A 15,377-nucleotide genomic window follows, 5' to 3' on the forward strand; every position below is an offset into this window, starting at 1 on the left:
TCGTCGTCAAGTGAAGTTGAGCCTGTGGCACTCAAGTTGTCTGACTCGTCCAACGGCAGGTCGTGGGAATTTGTTCCGGAGGTGACGAGCATCACTCCTGCGCCGGATCCTGTCGGCTCGTCTTCCGCCGCGTCCGAAACGACCCGCTGGGCGGGATATGCCGGTGCCGTGCCGCTTCTCTCGGTCATAGCGTGAATTCACTTCATGAACTCCCAGGTCCGGTCCTGTCCGGACCGGGCGGCTCGCGCTCGTGGAAAGGCTTTCCCCAGTGAACGGACGATATTCGGAACCCGAGATCATCACCGACTTCGACGTCGTCGTAGTCGGTGCCGGCATCGCCGGTTTGTACGCAATCCATCGTTTCCGCAGCCGCGGCCTGACGGTCCGCGCGTTCGAAGCCGGATCCGGGGTCGGTGGTGTCTGGTACTGGAACCGCTATCCCGGAGCACGTTGCGACGTCGAATCCGTCGACTACTCGTACTCGTTCTCCCCCGACCTCGAGCAGGAATGGAACTGGAGCGAGAAATACGCCACCCAGCCCGAGATCCTGGCCTATCTCGAGCACGTCGCCGACCGATTCGAGTTGCGCCGCGACATCCGGTTCGACACCCGGGTCACCTCGGCGGTTCTCGACGAGGACACCCTGCGGTGGACCGTACACACCGACTCCGGCGACGTGGTTTCGGCGCGGTTTTTCGTCGTCGCGGCCGGACCGCTCTCGAACGCGAACATTCCTGCCTTCGACGGTCTCGACCGCTTCGCCGGTGACGTCTTCCATACGGCCCACTGGCCCCACGAAGGGGTCGATTTCACCGGCAAGCGGGTCGGCGTGATCGGCACCGGATCGTCGGGCATCCAATCCGTCCCGATCATCGCCGAGCAGGCCGAGAAACTGTTCGTCTTCCAGCGCTCCGCCAACTACAGCATCCCCGCCGGCAACGTCCCGCTCGACGATGCCACCCGCGCCGAGCAGAAGGCCGATTATGCCGAGCGGCGCCGGTTGTCCTGGCAGTCGGGCGGCGGTTCCCCACATCAACCACATCCGAAGTCGGCGCTCGAGGTCTCCGAGGAGGAGCGACGCGCCGTCTACGAGGAACGCTGGAAACTCGGTGGAGTCCTCTTCTCGAAAGCCTTCCCGGATCAGCTCACCGACCGGGCCGCCAACGACACCGCCCGCGCGTTCTGGGAGGAGAAGATCCGCGCGGTCGTCGACGATCCCGCGGTCGCCGAACTGCTGATCCCCAAGGACCACGCCATCGGGGCCAAACGCATCGTCACCGACAGCGGGTACTACGAGACGTACAACCGCGACAACGTCGAACTCGTCGACCTGCGCAGCACCCCGATCGTAGGGATGGACGAGACCGGCATCATCACCACCGGGGCCCACTACGACCTCGACGCGATCGTCCTCGCCACCGGTTTCGACGCCATGACCGGATCACTCGACAAGCTCGAGATCGTGGGGCGCGGTGGACGTAGCCTGAAGGACAAGTGGGCCGCCGGACCACAGACCTATCTCGGGCTCGGCATCGACGGCTTCCCCAACTTCTTCAACCTCACCGGCCCCGGCAGCCCGTCTGTCCTTGCGAACATGGTGCTGCACTCCGAACTTCACGTCGACTGGGTCGCCGACGTCATCGCCTGTCTCGACGCTCGCGGCGCGGCCGGCATCGAGGGCACCCCGGAGGCCGTTGCCGACTGGGTGGAGGAATGCCGCAGCCGGGCCGAGGCGTCGTTGCTGAATTCCGCGAACTCCTGGTACGTCGGCGCGAACATCCCCGGACGACCCCGCGTGTTCATGCCCTTCCTCGGCGGCTTCGGTGCCTACCGCGACATCATCACCGAGGTAGCGGAATCCGGTTACAAGGGCTTCACGATCATCGAGGATTGACATTCGCCGCGATCGACGCACGTCACGAGGCGGGCTCTGCCGGAACACGGCGGAGCCCGTTCCCTGCCTCGGCGTCCGGGTTCTGCAACCGACGCGAGTACCCGGCGGGCCGCGCCGACAGCCGAGCGCGAATGCTCCGCTGCCGGCACGGCCCGGTGTGCGTGATCGGAATCAGTTGCGCCCGTCGAACAACTCGTCCGGTCGTAACTTCTCGTTCAAGGTTCTCGCACGTTTGGATGCCAGGCGCTCGAACTGCTCGGGGTGGCTCGAAATCCAGAAGTCGTCGCGCACGATGCCGTCGAACAACACCCGCGCGGCGTCGTCCGGCGCCATGCCTTCCCGGATCTGTTCACGCCAGAAACCGGCGTCGTCAGTGGTCGCGTCGCGGACCGGGACGTCCTCGAAGATGCGCGTGGCGACCTGGCCCGGACTGAACACCGAGACACCGATCTGCGGATACACCTCGGCGCATTCGAGATAGAGACATTCGGTGAGCGCCTGGACGCCGTGCTTCGACGCCGCGTAGGCCGTCATCCGCGGTGTGATGGCGATGCCACCCACCGAGCACGTGTTCACGATGTGCGACCGACGCGGGTCGGCACCCATCCGCGGGACGAACGAGCGGATACCGTGGAAGACACCCAGCAGATTGACGTCGATCACCCGGCGCCACTCGTCGGCGGGAACCTCCCACGTGAAACCGAGAGATTCCAGCCCCGCATTGTTGAGAAGCACCGACACCGAACCGAATTCGGAGTACACCGCGTCCGCGAGGGCATCCACCGCGGCCGCATCACGGACGTCGGTCGGGATCACCAGCGCCGTGTGCCCGTCGGCTCGCAGCTTCGCCGCGACCGTCTCGGCACGGTGGGCGGAGACGTCCGCGAGCACCACGTTCATGCCGAGTTCGGTGGCCCGGCGGGCCGCGCTCTCCCCGATGCCGCTGCCGGCTCCGGTCACGACAGCGGTGCCGCCCGCAAGATCCTCGAATCGCACGGTGCCTCCTACTTCACGCAGTGGCCGGCGTCGACGGGCAAAGTCACACCGGTGACGTAGCGGGATTCCTCGGATGCGAGGAACAGGCTCGCGTTCGCGATGTCCTCGGGCTCGATCAACGGCACCGGAAGCAGATGCATCGATTGCAGAGCCGCCTCGAATTGTTCCCGTGTCGGGTCCTCGGCACCCGGGCAGAAGGTGCGCATCGTGGCCGGGTTCTCGACCATCGGGGTCCGGGTGTTGGCGGGGTGGATCGTGTTGACCCGCACCCGTTGCGGCGCAAGCTCGTTCGCGAGCGATTTCATCAGGCCCACGACACCGTGTTTGGCGGCGGTGTAATGGCCGACACTCACGAGCCCACGAAGACCGGCGATGGAGCTGATCAGCACGATCGAACCTCCGCGCCCGCCGTCCAGGATGTGGGGAATGGCCGCCTTGCACGTGCGCCACACGCCGGTCAGGTTGACGTCGAGCATGGTCTGCCAGCGTTCGGTGTCCATCTCGGTCGCCCGGCCCGAGGAGCTGATCCCCGCCGTCGCGCACACGACGTCCAGGCGGCCGAGTGTTGCGACCGCCTGCGCCACCGCATCGTCGAGCGACGGCTGATCGCGCACGTCCACCTCGAAGGGACAGATCTTCCGACCGAGCGATTCCACCAGTCGCACGGTCTCGGCGAGATCGTGGGGTGACGCACCGGGAGTGGTCGCATGTTCGACCGGTGCGCACACGTCGACGGCGACGATGTCGGCGCCCTCCTGCGCGAACCGCACGGCCTGGGCGCGTCCCATACCTCGTGCCGCACCGGTGATCAGCGCGACCTTCCCTTCCAGGCGTCCACTCATCAGGCCACCTTCTGGGTCAGACCGCCGTCGACGATCATCTGCAGGCCGGTGACGTACCGGGATTCGTCCGATGCCAGGAACAACACCGCATTGCTCACGTCGACCGGTTCGATCCACGGCACGCGCAGGACCGTCTTCCTCGACAGCACCTCGGCGGCGTCGTCGGCGGTGGGAGCGTCGAGGTCGGGGCGCAGCCGCGCGAAGGTCGCGGGATTGAGCGTCATCGGCGTCGCCGCCGCACCCGGGTGGACCGTGTTGACGCGGATCGTCCGTGACCCGAGTTCGTTGGCGAGGGTCTTGGCCAGGCCCGTGACCGCGTGCTTCGCCGCCGAGTAGTGCGACGCCCCCGGTACGGCCTTGATCGCGGCGGTGGAACTGACGATGATCACCGAGCCCCCGGCGGGATCGAGTTCGGCGACACCGGCCTTGACGGTGTGCCAGGTGCCGGTGAGGTTGACGTCGATCGACCGGTTCCAGATCTCGTCGTCGATCTCCCAGGACGGTCCCGGATTGTCACTGATGCCGGCGTTGGCGACCACGACGTCGAGCGGCCCGAGTTCGGACACTCCGGACCGCACCGCCGCGACCACCGCGTCGAAGTCGCGGACGTCCGCGGTTCCGGTGACGATCCGGCGCCCCGTGGCCCGCACGAGGCGGGCAGTTTCGGCCAATGCGGGCTCCGTGCGACCACCCGGCAGATCCAGCGCGACGATGTCGGCGCCTTCCTCGGCCAGCCGTGTCGCGCACGCGCGACCGAGCCCACCTCCCGCACCCGTGATCAATACGGTCTTCCCCGTCATCCGCATGGTGCACCTGCTGTCGTCCGCACGATCCGTGTTTCCTTCCGACGTGGCTTGCCGTGAGGTGACGCTAACCAGCGGGGACTCGCGTTCGGGAGGGTTTCTCCCACGTGGCGGGAGGGACGCGTCCGAGCCTTCGGTTCTTCGCGTTCCATCCAGCGGGAGGAACTGTTTCCCTCCGACACGCCGATGAGTTCTATGAGGCAGATCACATATCTCTCCCCCATGACGGTACGGAGGAATTCATGTCTCTCGACGCAACCCCGGCAGTCTCGGACGACGACATCGAGGTCCGCGAGATCGAAGCCGCGGCAGCCCCCACCCGCTTCGCGCGTGGCTGGCACTGTCTCGGTCTCCTCCGCGACTTCCAGGACGGCAAGCCGCACTCCATCGAGGCCTTCGGCACCAAGCTCGCCGTCTTCGCCGACAGCAAGGGACAACTCAACGTCCTCGACGCCTACTGCCGGCACATGGGCGGTGACCTGAGCCGCGGTGAGATCAAGGGTGACTCCATCGCGTGTCCGTTCCACGACTGGCGCTGGAACGGTAAGGGCAGATGCACCGACATTCCCTACGCCCGCCGCGTGCCGCCGATCGCCAAGACCCGCGCGTGGACGACGCTCGAGCGCAACGGTCAGCTCTACGTGTGGAACGACCCGCAGGGCAACCCGCCGCCGGCCGACGTCACGATCCCCGAGATCGCGGGCTACGGCACCGACGAGTGGACGGACTGGAGCTGGAAGACTCTGCGCATCAAGGGCTCGCACTGCCGCGAGATCGTCGACAACGTCGTCGACATGGCGCACTTCTTCTACATCCACTACTCGTTCCCGCGTTACTTCAAGAACGTCTTCGAAGGCCACATCGCCACGCAGTACATGCACTCCACCGGCCGGGAGGACGTCATCTCCGGCACCAACTACGACGACCCCAACGCCGAGCTGCGTTCTGAGGCCTCGTACTTCGGTCCGTCGTACATGATCGACTGGCTCGAATCCGATGCCAACGGCCAGACCATCGAGACGGTCCTCATCAACTGTCACTACCCGGTGAGCAACGACGAGTTCGTGCTGCAGTACGGGGCGATCGTCAAGAAGCTGCCGGGTCTGTCCGACGAGGCGTCGGCCGGAATGGCCGCACAGTTCGCCGAGGGTGTGCAGCTGGGTTTCGAGCAGGACGTCGAGATCTGGAAGAACAAGGCACCCATCGACAACCCGCTGCTGTCCGAGGAGGACGGCCCGGTGTACCAGTTGCGCCGCTGGTACCAGCAGTTCTACGTCGACGTCGAGGACGTCACCGAGGACATGACCAAGCGCTTCGAGTTCGAGATCGACACCACCCGGGCGGTCGCGAGCTGGCAGAAGGAGGTCGCGGAGAACATCGCGAAGCAGGCCGAGGGTTCTGCCACGGCGTCCTAGCCCCCCGCCGCGCAGAACCACACCCACCAGAAGGAAAGTCAGCATGAGCTACGAAGTCCTGGCCTGTATCGAGGCCGCCGCCGACGACATCTTCGTCGAAGGCATCGAGGCCGAGCGGATCGGCAAGGTCGCCGACGCGACTGCCAAGCGCATGAAGGAGGCCGGCTGCATCCGCATGCTGCAGCCCAAGGAACACGGCGGCCTCGAGGCCCACCCGCGCGAGTTCGCGGAGACCGTCATGCGGATGGCGTCGATCAACCCGTCGGCGGGCTGGGTCCACGGCATCGTGGGCGTGCACCCCTGGCAGCTCGCGTTCGCCGACCCCCGGGTCCAGCAGGAGGTCTGGGGCGAGGATCAGGACACGTGGCTCGCGTCGCCGTACATGCCGGGCGGCATGTGCGTGCCGGTCGACGGCGGTTACACGTTCTCCGGCAGGTGGTCGTTCTCCTCCGGGACCGACCACTGTGACTGGGCGTTCCTCGGTGCCTTCGCGTGCAACCCGGACGGCAGTATGGAGATGCCGCCGCGAATGCTGCACGTGATCATTCCGCGCTCGGACTACGAGATCATCGAGGACTCCTGGGACGTCGTGGGTCTGCGCGGCACCGGCTCCAAGGACGTCGTGGTCGAGGACGCGTTCGTGCCCGACTACCGCGTCATGGACTGCGACGAGGTCATCGACGGGACCGCGGTGCGCAAGTACGGCCGCACCGAGACGCTGTACCTGATGCCGTGGTCGAACATGTTCCCGCTGGGCATTACGTCGGCCACCATCGGCATCTGCGAGGGTCTCCTGCACCACGCCAACGAGTACCAGCGCGAGCGCATCAACCCGCAGGGCACCGCGGTCAAGGACGATCCGTACACGATGTTCGCGATCGGTGAGGCCACCGCGAAGCTGCGGTCGGCGCGGGATTCGCTGCTGGCCAACGTCGATCGCATGTGGGATCTGGTCGACGCCGGCAGGACCCCGACGTTCGAGCAGCGCGCTCTGGGCCGCGAGACCCAGGTGAACGCGGCATGGCAGGCCGTCACCGCGATCGACCAGGTCTACGCCCGCTGCGGCGGCAACGCCCTGCGCATGGACAAGCCCATGCAGCGCTTCTGGCGCGACGCGCACGCCGGGCTGCACCACGCGATCCACGTTCCCGGCACCGTCTACCACGCCGCGACATTGAGCAGCCTCGGCGTGGACCCGCAGGGCCCGCTGCGTTCCATGATCTGACCGCTGGATCACCACTACTTCGAATCCACAACGGAGACATACCATGACGAACCCCCATGTCGGCGGCTTCGGCACCGACATCCGCGCCCTGGGCTACGTGAAGGTCCAGACCGACAACATCGAGCGCTGGCGCACCTTCGCGTTCGACGTGCTCGGTTTCGCGAAGGGCTCCGGCCCGGACCCCGACGCCCTGTACCTGCGCATGGACGAGCGCGCCGCGCGCATCGTCGTCGTACCGGGTGAGACCGACGAGGTCGTCACGGTCGGCTGGGAGGTCCGTGACCATGCCGCACTGGTCCGGGTCACCGAGGCCGTCGAACGCGCCGGCATCGCGGTCAAGCCGCTGTCGCTCGAGGAGGCGGACGCCCGCCGCGTCGAGGAGGTCGTCACCTTCCAGGATCCCGCCGGCACCACACTCGAGGTCTTCCACGGCGCGGTCCTCGACCACAGCCCGGTCGTGACCCCGTTCGGTGCCGAGTTCGTCACCGGCGCACAGGGTCTGGGTCACGTCGTGCTGCCGACGATGGATCCGAACGGCACGTTCGACTTCTACACCGACGTCCTCGGCTTCCTGCCGCGCGGCGCCTTCCGGATCCCGGCGCCGCCGGAGTTCGGCCCGCTGCGGGTGCGTTTCCTGGGTGTCAACCAGCGTCACCACAGCCTCGCGCTGTGTCCGGCCCCGCACGGCGGTGCGCCCGGCCTGGTGCACATCATGGTCGAGGTCGACACGCTCGACGCCGTCGGGCAGGCGCTCGACCGTGTCGTGAAGGACGGCTTCTCGGTGTCGTCGACGCTGGGCCGCCACACCAACGACAAGATGGTGTCGTTCTACGTGCGGGCCCCCGGTGGCTGGGATATCGAGTTCGGCACCGACGGGCAGTTGGTGGACGAGACGTTCTACACGTCCGAGGAGATCACCGCGGACAGTTACTGGGGCCACGACTGGTCCGGCAGCGAACCTCTCGCAGCGATGTAGCGCCACACGCTGCGCAGCCCTGTCCGTACAACCACAGATCGCTCCCCGAGGAGGGGGAACCCCATCCGGCCAGGACAACGGGTTCCCTCTCCTCGGCATACGATCTGGGTGATCCACTTCACAAAGCGGCAGGAGTATGTCACTATTCCTAATAGAAATACCAACGTCAGCTGTGTTTCGTGGCAATCTTCGCCCGGATCGAGGGAGATATCGGTGACCGCACCCGCGACTGCAGACTCCACCCCCACCGCGATTCTCGAACGAATCTCGCTCGTCCTGGACGCCTTCGACGGCCCGGGGCGCCTCACCCTCGCCCAGGTCGTCAGGCGGACCGGGCTCCCCCGCTCCTCCGCTCATCGCATGCTCGAACGCCTCGTGGAGATGCGGTGGCTACGCCGCGAAGGCCGCGACTACGAGCTCGGCACCCGCCTGATGGAACTCGGCTCGATCGCCGTGCACCAGAACCGCCTGCACAGCGCGGCCGCTCCGATCCTGCAGGACCTGCACCGCGCCACCGGTTATGTGGTGCATCTCGGAGTGCTCGACGGATCCGATGTGCTCTACCTCGACAAGGTCGGTGGCCGACTCGCCGCGGAGCTGCCTACCCGCGTGGGCAGCCGCTATCCCGCACGTGATTCCGCAATCGGCAAGACCCTGCTCGCCTACACGCCGGACGGCACCCACGACCTCACCGACTTCACTCCCGAGCTGCGCAAGGTCCGGGAGATGGGCGTGGCGTACGAGGTGAGCCGGATCTCCGGCGGAATCGGCGTCATCGCGGTCCCGATCGGCCCCGTGGGCGATGTCGTCGCCGCCCTGTCCATCTGCGGACCGACCGGACACCTCGAATTCGATCATCGTCACGCGGCCCCGGTCCGTATGGCGGCGAAAGCGATCCACCGATCCCTCACCGGACGCCCCCGCACCGCGCCGGCTGCGCCACGCCCACGTCACCTCGGTCCGCCCGCCGCGACAGCGCACTCCCGCCTGCAATACGCCTGACCGTCACATCCTGCGCCGTCGGTGCCCACCACCGGCGAAGGGAGAACTAGCTCCGCTCACGCCGTTCGAGACCGAGCACGAAATCCTCCACCTCGCGCCAGGATCCCGACGCCTTCGGAACCGGATTGCCCAACTCGTCGCGCGCCCGGACACCCGAGAACGTCTCGGCCGCCTCGTCGATGTCGGTCAGCACCTGTCTGGCCAGATCGATCTCCGCCTGGAAATAGCGTTCGGCCCACAGCAGGCTCATTCTGGAGAACGCCCAGGCGGGTTCGCGGGTCGCGTGCTCTCCGTGCAACCCGGCCCGCTCCCGCATCGCCTCCATGTTCTCGATATGCGACCGGACGAGTTTCTTCAGTTCCTCGGGCTCGTTGAGATGGCCCATCCACAGCCGCAGCATGAGGCCGTGTTTGAGGACCGGCTGCTCCACGGGCGCGTCCCTCGACCAGTTCCGCACGGCGCGGGTGCCGCGCTCGGTGATGCGGTAGACCCTGCGGCCCCGCTCCCCCGGCTCGGACACCATCTCCGACTCGGCCAGTCCCGCCGACTCGAGCTTCTTCAACTCGGCGTAGATCTGGCTGACGGACGGACTCCAGTAGAAGTAGCCGATGCTCCAGTCCGCCCACTTCTTCAGGTCGTATCCGGTGAGTCCCTCGCCGAAGGTGAGCATGCCCAGAACAGCCCAGCTCGTGGCGGGCAACGACGGATAACTGTCGTCGGACACGTCGGCGACAGGCTCGATCTCGGGCATGTTCGAAGCCTAACAGCCCAGGTAGATGCGGGTGCGGCAGCCGGGATTCCGTACCCGGGCCGGAACATGATCTCCCGGTCCGTGGGAGAACGGGCAGCCGGGCCGCTCGCCGGTGACTACCGTCGCAGTCACGATCAAGGAGGTCCGATCATGGACAGCGTCCGGTGCAACACGTGTGGCAATCGCGTCCTCGTCGAGAAGTACAGCGAGGCGCACACCAGCATCCAATGGCTCGACGACGCCGACCGCGTCTGCCCCGAGTTCGCACGGTCCCGAACCACCCGGGACGGTCGCGCCTGGGTTCCCACCTGCCACAAGTTGCAGCAGACGATCGACGACCTGATCGTCTCGGGCCAGATCGGCCTGTCGCTGCGCAGCTATCCGGTGCCCGGTCGACTCGAGTGACCCCCCGGCGGACCGCCGATCTCCCTCCCGCGGCTACCGCACCCCCGCGACCAGCCCTTCCGCACTGCGCGCCGCCACCGAGGCGGCCTTCGCGGTGAACGGATCGAGCAGCGGGTGCTCTGCACGGGACCGCCAGTGCCGCACCGCATCCACGGCCGCCGCCCGGATCTCGGCGGGCGACGCGTCGTCGACGAGACCGAGCCGACGGGTGGCGCCGATCCCGAACCCACCGACCACGCGCTGCAACGCGAGAACCTCTTCGCCGGGCAACGACACCGTCGACGACCGCAATCTGCCCAGCAGTCGGAGCTCGGCGAAACCGTGGTCGTCGGCCAGTTCGCGCCGCACCACTCCCAGCAGTTCGCGGTCGCCGCACATGTCCAGCACCCGTTCGAGTGCCAGCAGCGCCGAGTGGGTCTTGAGCTGATCGGCACGCTGACCGAACTGCACATCGATCACCTGACGCAGCTCGTCGAGCCCACTGCGCGCGACGAGTTCGGCGGCGAGAGAAGGTGAATCGCGGGCACCGAGCTGCACGAGCAGCACCGCCGTGCGGATGCCGAACAGACCGAACCTGTCCACCAGACGCGCGCGCATCCCGGGATCGACGGGAAGGTCGACGTCCGGTCGCGCGAAGCGGTCGGCCGACAACATCGCGACCTGCAGTTGCTCCGCCGGGACCTGCGCGAGCGCCTCGAACGCTGCGAACTCGTTCTGCCGCAGCGTCCGTGCGGCGAGCGCGAGCAATCCGGCGACCGGCACGACCGCCTGACACAGGCCGGTGCGTTCGAGTTCGTCGGTGAACCTCGCCGCGACCTGCTTCGCCGACATCATCGCGTCGGCGCGACCGGCCCCGACCTCGTCGGCACGCGACACCACCCCGACGATCCCGAGCGGCCCGGCTCCCCCGCCGACATGCCGGCCGATCCGCTCGAGGAACTCGACGTCGGCGGCACCGAGCGAACGCATCAGGTAGACGACGGCGTCGGCACCCGAGGCCGACTCCTCCGGGGTGAGCAGGGCCAGGGTCCGCGCCGACACCTCCCGCGACAGCGACGACGTGCCGGGAGTGTCGATGATGGTGGTCTGGGCCAGGGCGCTGGCCGGCCATTCGACGTCGATGAAGTCGACGCGATCGGCGGTGAGATCACCGAGGTCGAAGGTCAGACGGCCGTCGGGGCGCTGCACGGGCACCGGCATGTGACGATCCCCGTCGTACCAGGCGTTCACCGACGGTACGGGTCCGTTGCGGTACCAGGTGACGACGCGCGTGCATTCCGTCGCGTCGGTGGGCGCGATGTCCTGTCCCACGAGCGCGTTGAGCAGGGTCGACTTGCCGGCCTTGAGGGATCCGGCGAGCGCGACCCGCAGCGGCTGGTCGAGTCGCGCGGCACACTCGTCGAGTCGGTCTGCGACAGCCGGGTTTCCACCGTACGACGCGCGGGCCCGGCCGAGCAGGTCGCGGGCGCGGGCGAGAGCCGGGGTCACGCCTGCACTCCCGCGAGTTCCGCGGCGCGGGATCGCAGTCGGCCCAGTTCCGCGACCTGCGTGTCGAGTTCACCGATCCGACGCCGGCGTTCCTGCTCCTGCACGGTCGCGGCCTGCCGGGCCGCGTCGAGCGACTCGTCGAGCGAACGCAGTGTCTGCTCGGCGATCTCGGTGAAGTGATCGCGGAGCTGACGCTGGATGAGGCGCAGCCGGTCCTTCGATTCCTTGCCGACCTGGAAACTCACGTCGTCGGTGAACTTGCGGATCGCGTTCTTCGCGTCGGCGCGACGCTTGGTGAGCCGTACCTGCTTGTCGTCGCGGTATGCCTTGGTGCCCAGCACGACTCCGGCTCCCACCGAGATCGGGTTCACGAGGGCCATGCCCATCAGGGTGGTGACGAGACCGAACATGAGCACCCCACCGTAGGAGCCCTTCATGCCGACGAGCACCTTCTGGCCGATCCCGATCCGGCCGGATTCGAGATCGGACAGGTTCTCGACGGGTTCGAGCAGTCTCGACAGGTCGCCGAGATGCAACGACGGCAAGGAGTCGTCGTCGAGTGCGAAGTGCTCGGCGACCTTGCCTGCGAGCGACTCGGCGCGTTCGTGCGCCCACACGAAGTTGTCGCCGACGGATTCGGCGACCTGCTCGGCCAGCCACTGCCCGAGGCGCGGCCATTCCTTGCCCGGATCGCATTCGTCCACGGACGCTTCGGCATCGCGGGTCACCGTGCGCAACCGGTCGCGCAGATCGTGGTCGATGTCGGCCGCGAGGTCGGCGATGCCGTCCGACAACGTGATCTGCCACCGTGCCGCCCGCGTGCGCAACGCTTCGGTCGCGGCGCGTGCCCGGTTCAGGTCCTCGATCGCGGCATTGCCGGATTCGGGATCGCGCAGAGCTGCGAGTTCGCTCTCGCATCCGAGCGCGAGATGGTCGACGACGGTCTTCACATCGTGTGCGACGGACAGTCGCGCCGAATCGGCGTTCCGCGCGACCACCTGTTCGCGCAGGAAGTCGTAGATCGCATCGAAACCCGACTCCCGGTGCAACGAGGCATCTTCGGTGCGCAATGCGTACTCGCGCAGCAGCGACGAGACGGGCAGCAGCGGCAGGTCGAGCCCGGCTCGCTGCAGGTGTTCACGGTCGGCGTCGACGATCGCACGCCAGTGCGGATACACATCGGTCTTGGTGACGAGCACCGCCGAGGCCGGGCACAGCGTCTGCACCTGCCGCAGGAACGACATCTCCGGCGCGGTGAACTCCTGGCTCGCGTCCGAGACGACGAAGACCGCGTCCGCTGTCGCGAGCAGCGTCAATGTAGCTGCGGTGTGCGGATTTCCGTGCCCGCCCACGCCCGGGGTGTCGACGAACACGAGTCCGTCGGCGAGCAGCGGACTCGGCACACTCACCTCGAGCCGGTCGACGTCCCGACCGGCGCTGCGCGGCGCGACCTGCTGCAGGTCGTCGAAGGGAACAGGGATCCGCGGGGCCGAGCCCGACGGGACGAGTTCGGCGGACGGTTCGTGTCCGTGCTGCACGAGCGTGGCGACCGCGGTGGTCTCGTCGTCGCCGACGGAACACACCTCGAGGCCGAGCAGTGCGTTCACGAAACGGCTCTTGCCCTGGTTCAGTCCCCCGACGACGACCACCCGCAGTCGCGGGTCGGAGACCTTCGTGCGGGCGGCCGTGAGCCTGTCGGTGAGATCGTTGCGCCCGGCGCTACGGGAGCGGTCGATCGCGGAGTCGATCAGGTCGAGGAGCGCTCGGCGTCTCGAGGGATCGGATGAACGCTGCGTATCCGGTGACTGCTGCATGGGCTGCGTCGACTCGCCTTCCGTCGGTGCGGGCTCCGGACATTATGTCCTGGAGCCCGCACCGCTGCGGGTCAGGGCAGCAGTTCGTCGAGCTCGGTGGAGTCGGTGGCGCCGAGCGACGAGTCGGCACCGGCGCCGGCGAACAGGCCGCCGCCGAGACCGGAGGTTGCGGTGAGGCCGCCCTCGCCGAACAGACCCGCCTCACCCGATGCGGATCCGAAGACGTCCTCACCGACCGACGCCCAGCCCTCCGCACCGCCCGACAGAGCGGTATCGACCTGTCCCGACAGCGCCGTGTCGACCTGTCCCGACAGCGCCGTGTCGACCTGTGTCGAGAGTTCCGCACCCAGGTCGGCCGCGCTCTCCAGGCCGGCGGCGACACCGAGATCTGCCGCTGCGCCCAGGTCGGCGCCCGTCCCCGGCTCCAGCGCGCTCTCGAAGTCCGTCACGGCACCGAGGTCGACCGACGTACCCAGCCCACCGGCCGCCCCGATTCCCGAGTCGATCGCCGCGCCGAGATCTGCCCCCAGGTTCGCGCCGGCCCCGAGTTCCGCCGCCGCGTCCAGGGCGCCGTCGAGGGCGTACCCGAGCTGGCCGGTGGCTTCGGCACCGGCACCGAGGCCGCCGCCGATCGTCGTGGCGAGCTGCGTGCCGAGATCGGCACCCGCGTCGAGGGACACCGAGCCCGCAGCCGTGTCGAGTGCGCTGCCGAGCTGCAGGCCGAGCTCGGCACCGGCCGAACCTCCGGTGGCGAACGTCGAGCCGAGGACGGACGACAGATCCGATCCGAGGCTCGTCCCCACCTGCACCGTCGAATCGACGGTCGCGCCGACGCCGGTGGCCGAGCCGATGGCGATGTTCAATGCCGACGACAGTTCGGTGGTCGCGGCGGTCTCGATGCCGAGCGCGCCGCCGAGCACCCCGCCGACCAGCGTTCCCAGGTCGATCTCGGCGCCGGTCTCCGCATCGATCGCGCCGCCTCCGGAGAGCACCGCGTCGAGGTCGACGCCGCCGAGCAGACCGCCCTGCGCGCTGCTCTCGATGACGGTCCCCAGCGCCGCGCCGAGGTCGGCCGCAGCCCCACCGCCCGCTCCGAGCAGGGCCGAGAGGGACGCACCGAGGCCGAGGGTAGCGCCCACTCCGGCATCGAGACCGGCAGCGAGATCGGATCCGAGTCCGGCACCGAGATCGGCCACCCCGCCGAGGACACCGTCGAGGCTCGTACCGAGCGCGCCGGTCAGTTCCGTGCCCACTCCGAGTACACCGCCGAGGGTGGTGCCGAGTGCAGCGCCGAGTTCGGCGCCGCCTTCGAGAGCCAGGTTCAGCTCGCTCGAGAATGCGCCACCGGCTTCGACAGCCGATTCCAGCAGCCCGCCGAGAGCGAGCCCGATGTCGGCGCCGAGCGTGCCTCCGATGCCCAGTGCCCCTTCGAGGGTGGTGGCGAGGTCGGCGCCGAGTCCACCCGACACCGCGACGGCGGCGTCGATCGCGGCGGCGAGATCGGCAGCGGCACCCACACCGAGACCGAGTCCACCTTCGAGAGCACCGGCCAGCGCACCACCGATGTCGACCGCGCCACCGAGTTCGAGGCCGGCGTCGAGGGCACCGCCGAGTGCCGCACCCAGCGCCCCGCCGAGCTCACCACCGGCTTCGAGTGCTGCACCGAGCTGCGCGGCGAGATCGACGACGATCCCGGTCTGAGCTCCGACGGCGCCACCGAGATCCAGTCCCCCACCGAGACCGAGACCGCCGCCCAGCCCCAAGCC

Annotated in this window: 13 protein-coding genes; 6 read left to right on the forward strand and 7 right to left on the reverse strand. The window is 68.0% G+C overall.

Annotated features, from left to right (window positions below; translation table 11 throughout):
• The first annotated feature begins 268 nt into the window (after positions 1–268).
• Complete coding sequence (locus EQ874_RS17600; protein WP_129977572.1) at positions 269–1,894, forward strand: NAD(P)/FAD-dependent oxidoreductase; 1,626 nt, start codon at positions 269–271, stop codon at positions 1,892–1,894.
• 171 nt (positions 1,895–2,065) lie between these two features.
• Here EQ874_RS17600 and EQ874_RS17605 read toward each other — a convergent pair whose 3' ends face one another.
• Genes EQ874_RS17605 through EQ874_RS17615 form a run of 3 tightly spaced genes read right to left on the reverse strand, consistent with a single transcriptional unit; the run spans position 2,066 to position 4,532 of the window.
• Positions 2,066–2,890 (reverse strand): SDR family NAD(P)-dependent oxidoreductase, encoded by an 825-nt coding sequence (locus tag EQ874_RS17605; protein WP_129977573.1) that lies wholly within the window; start codon positions 2,888–2,890, stop codon positions 2,066–2,068.
• 8 nt (positions 2,891–2,898) lie between these two features.
• Positions 2,899–3,732: a mycofactocin-coupled SDR family oxidoreductase gene (locus EQ874_RS17610; protein ID WP_064062755.1), complete on the reverse strand. Its 834-nt coding sequence runs from the start codon at positions 3,730–3,732 to the stop codon at positions 2,899–2,901.
• Complete coding sequence (locus tag EQ874_RS17615) at positions 3,732–4,532, reverse strand: mycofactocin-coupled SDR family oxidoreductase (RefSeq protein WP_084421449.1); 801 nt, start codon at positions 4,530–4,532, stop codon at positions 3,732–3,734. Before EQ874_RS17615 ends, EQ874_RS17610 begins: the two co-directional genes overlap by 1 nt.
• 245 nt (positions 4,533–4,777) lie before the next feature.
• Between EQ874_RS17615 and EQ874_RS17620 the strand changes: the two genes are divergently transcribed.
• The 4 genes from EQ874_RS17620 to EQ874_RS17635 all read left to right on the forward strand — a co-directional run bounded on the left by EQ874_RS17620 (position 4,778) and on the right by EQ874_RS17635 (position 9,153).
• The gene (locus tag EQ874_RS17620; RefSeq protein ID WP_129977574.1) at positions 4,778–5,950 is read left to right on the forward strand and encodes a Rieske 2Fe-2S domain-containing protein; all 1,173 of its coding nucleotides are present in this window, start codon (positions 4,778–4,780) and stop codon (positions 5,948–5,950) included.
• A gap of 43 nt (positions 5,951–5,993) precedes the next feature.
• Positions 5,994–7,175: a hydroxylase gene (locus EQ874_RS17625; RefSeq protein WP_129977575.1), complete on the forward strand. Its 1,182-nt coding sequence runs from the start codon at positions 5,994–5,996 to the stop codon at positions 7,173–7,175.
• Between the two features lie 43 nt (positions 7,176–7,218).
• Positions 7,219–8,151, forward strand: a complete 933-nt coding sequence (bphC, locus tag EQ874_RS17630; protein WP_064062759.1) for a biphenyl-2,3-diol 1,2-dioxygenase — start codon at positions 7,219–7,221, stop codon at positions 8,149–8,151.
• A 213-nt stretch (positions 8,152–8,364) separates the two neighbouring features.
• Positions 8,365–9,153, forward strand: a complete 789-nt coding sequence (locus EQ874_RS17635) for an IclR family transcriptional regulator (protein ID WP_129977576.1) — start codon at positions 8,365–8,367, stop codon at positions 9,151–9,153.
• Between the two features lie 46 nt (positions 9,154–9,199).
• On the opposite strand, the gene EQ874_RS17640 is transcribed toward EQ874_RS17635, so the two are convergent.
• Entirely contained in the window at positions 9,200–9,904 is a 705-nt protein-coding gene (locus tag EQ874_RS17640; protein ID WP_016934457.1) for a PadR family transcriptional regulator, read from the reverse strand.
• A 150-nt stretch (positions 9,905–10,054) separates the two neighbouring features.
• Between EQ874_RS17640 and EQ874_RS17645 the strand changes: the two genes are divergently transcribed.
• Positions 10,055–10,309 (forward strand): hypothetical protein, encoded by a 255-nt coding sequence (locus tag EQ874_RS17645; protein WP_026003359.1) that lies wholly within the window; start codon positions 10,055–10,057, stop codon positions 10,307–10,309.
• A gap of 33 nt (positions 10,310–10,342) precedes the next feature.
• Here the strand turns inward: EQ874_RS17645 and EQ874_RS17650 are convergent, their stop codons facing one another.
• The 3 genes from EQ874_RS17650 to EQ874_RS17660 all read right to left on the reverse strand — a co-directional run.
• Positions 10,343–11,797 (reverse strand): dynamin family protein, encoded by a 1,455-nt coding sequence (locus tag EQ874_RS17650; protein ID WP_129977577.1) that lies wholly within the window; start codon positions 11,795–11,797, stop codon positions 10,343–10,345.
• The gene (locus EQ874_RS17655) at positions 11,794–13,611 is read right to left on the reverse strand and encodes a dynamin family protein (RefSeq protein ID WP_129977578.1); all 1,818 of its coding nucleotides are present in this window, start codon (positions 13,609–13,611) and stop codon (positions 11,794–11,796) included. Before EQ874_RS17655 ends, EQ874_RS17650 begins: the two co-directional genes overlap by 4 nt.
• 71 nt (positions 13,612–13,682) lie before the next feature.
• Positions 13,683–15,377, reverse strand: a 1,695-nt coding sequence (locus EQ874_RS17660; protein WP_129977579.1) for a hypothetical protein, incomplete at its 5' end; no start/stop codon positions are given.

The organism is Rhodococcus sp. Q1 (genome assembly GCF_004153645.1).
Classification (GTDB): Bacteria; Actinomycetota; Actinomycetes; order Mycobacteriales; family Mycobacteriaceae; genus Rhodococcus; species Rhodococcus gordoniae.

What these genes read in the sequence shown, in the direction of transcription:
- EQ874_RS17610 (WP_064062755.1), bottom strand. Translation starts at nt 3,732, where the DNA reads ATGAGTGGACGCCTGGAAGGGAAGGTCGCGCTGATCACCGGTGCGGCA.
- EQ874_RS17615 (WP_084421449.1), bottom strand. Translation starts at nt 4,532, where the DNA reads ATGACGGGGAAGACCGTATTGATCACGGGTGCGGGAGGTGGGCTCGGT.
- EQ874_RS17620 (WP_129977574.1), top strand. Translation starts at nt 4,778, where the DNA reads ATGTCTCTCGACGCAACCCCGGCAGTCTCGGACGACGACATCGAGGTC.
- EQ874_RS17625 (WP_129977575.1), top strand. Translation starts at nt 5,994, where the DNA reads ATGAGCTACGAAGTCCTGGCCTGTATCGAGGCCGCCGCCGACGACATC.
- bphC (WP_064062759.1), top strand. Translation starts at nt 7,219, where the DNA reads ATGACGAACCCCCATGTCGGCGGCTTCGGCACCGACATCCGCGCCCTG.
- EQ874_RS17640 (WP_016934457.1), bottom strand. Translation starts at nt 9,904, where the DNA reads ATGCCCGAGATCGAGCCTGTCGCCGACGTGTCCGACGACAGTTATCCG.
- EQ874_RS17645 (WP_026003359.1), top strand. Translation starts at nt 10,055, where the DNA reads ATGGACAGCGTCCGGTGCAACACGTGTGGCAATCGCGTCCTCGTCGAG.
- EQ874_RS17655 (WP_129977578.1), bottom strand. Translation starts at nt 13,611, where the DNA reads ATGCAGCAGTCACCGGATACGCAGCGTTCATCCGATCCCTCGAGACGC.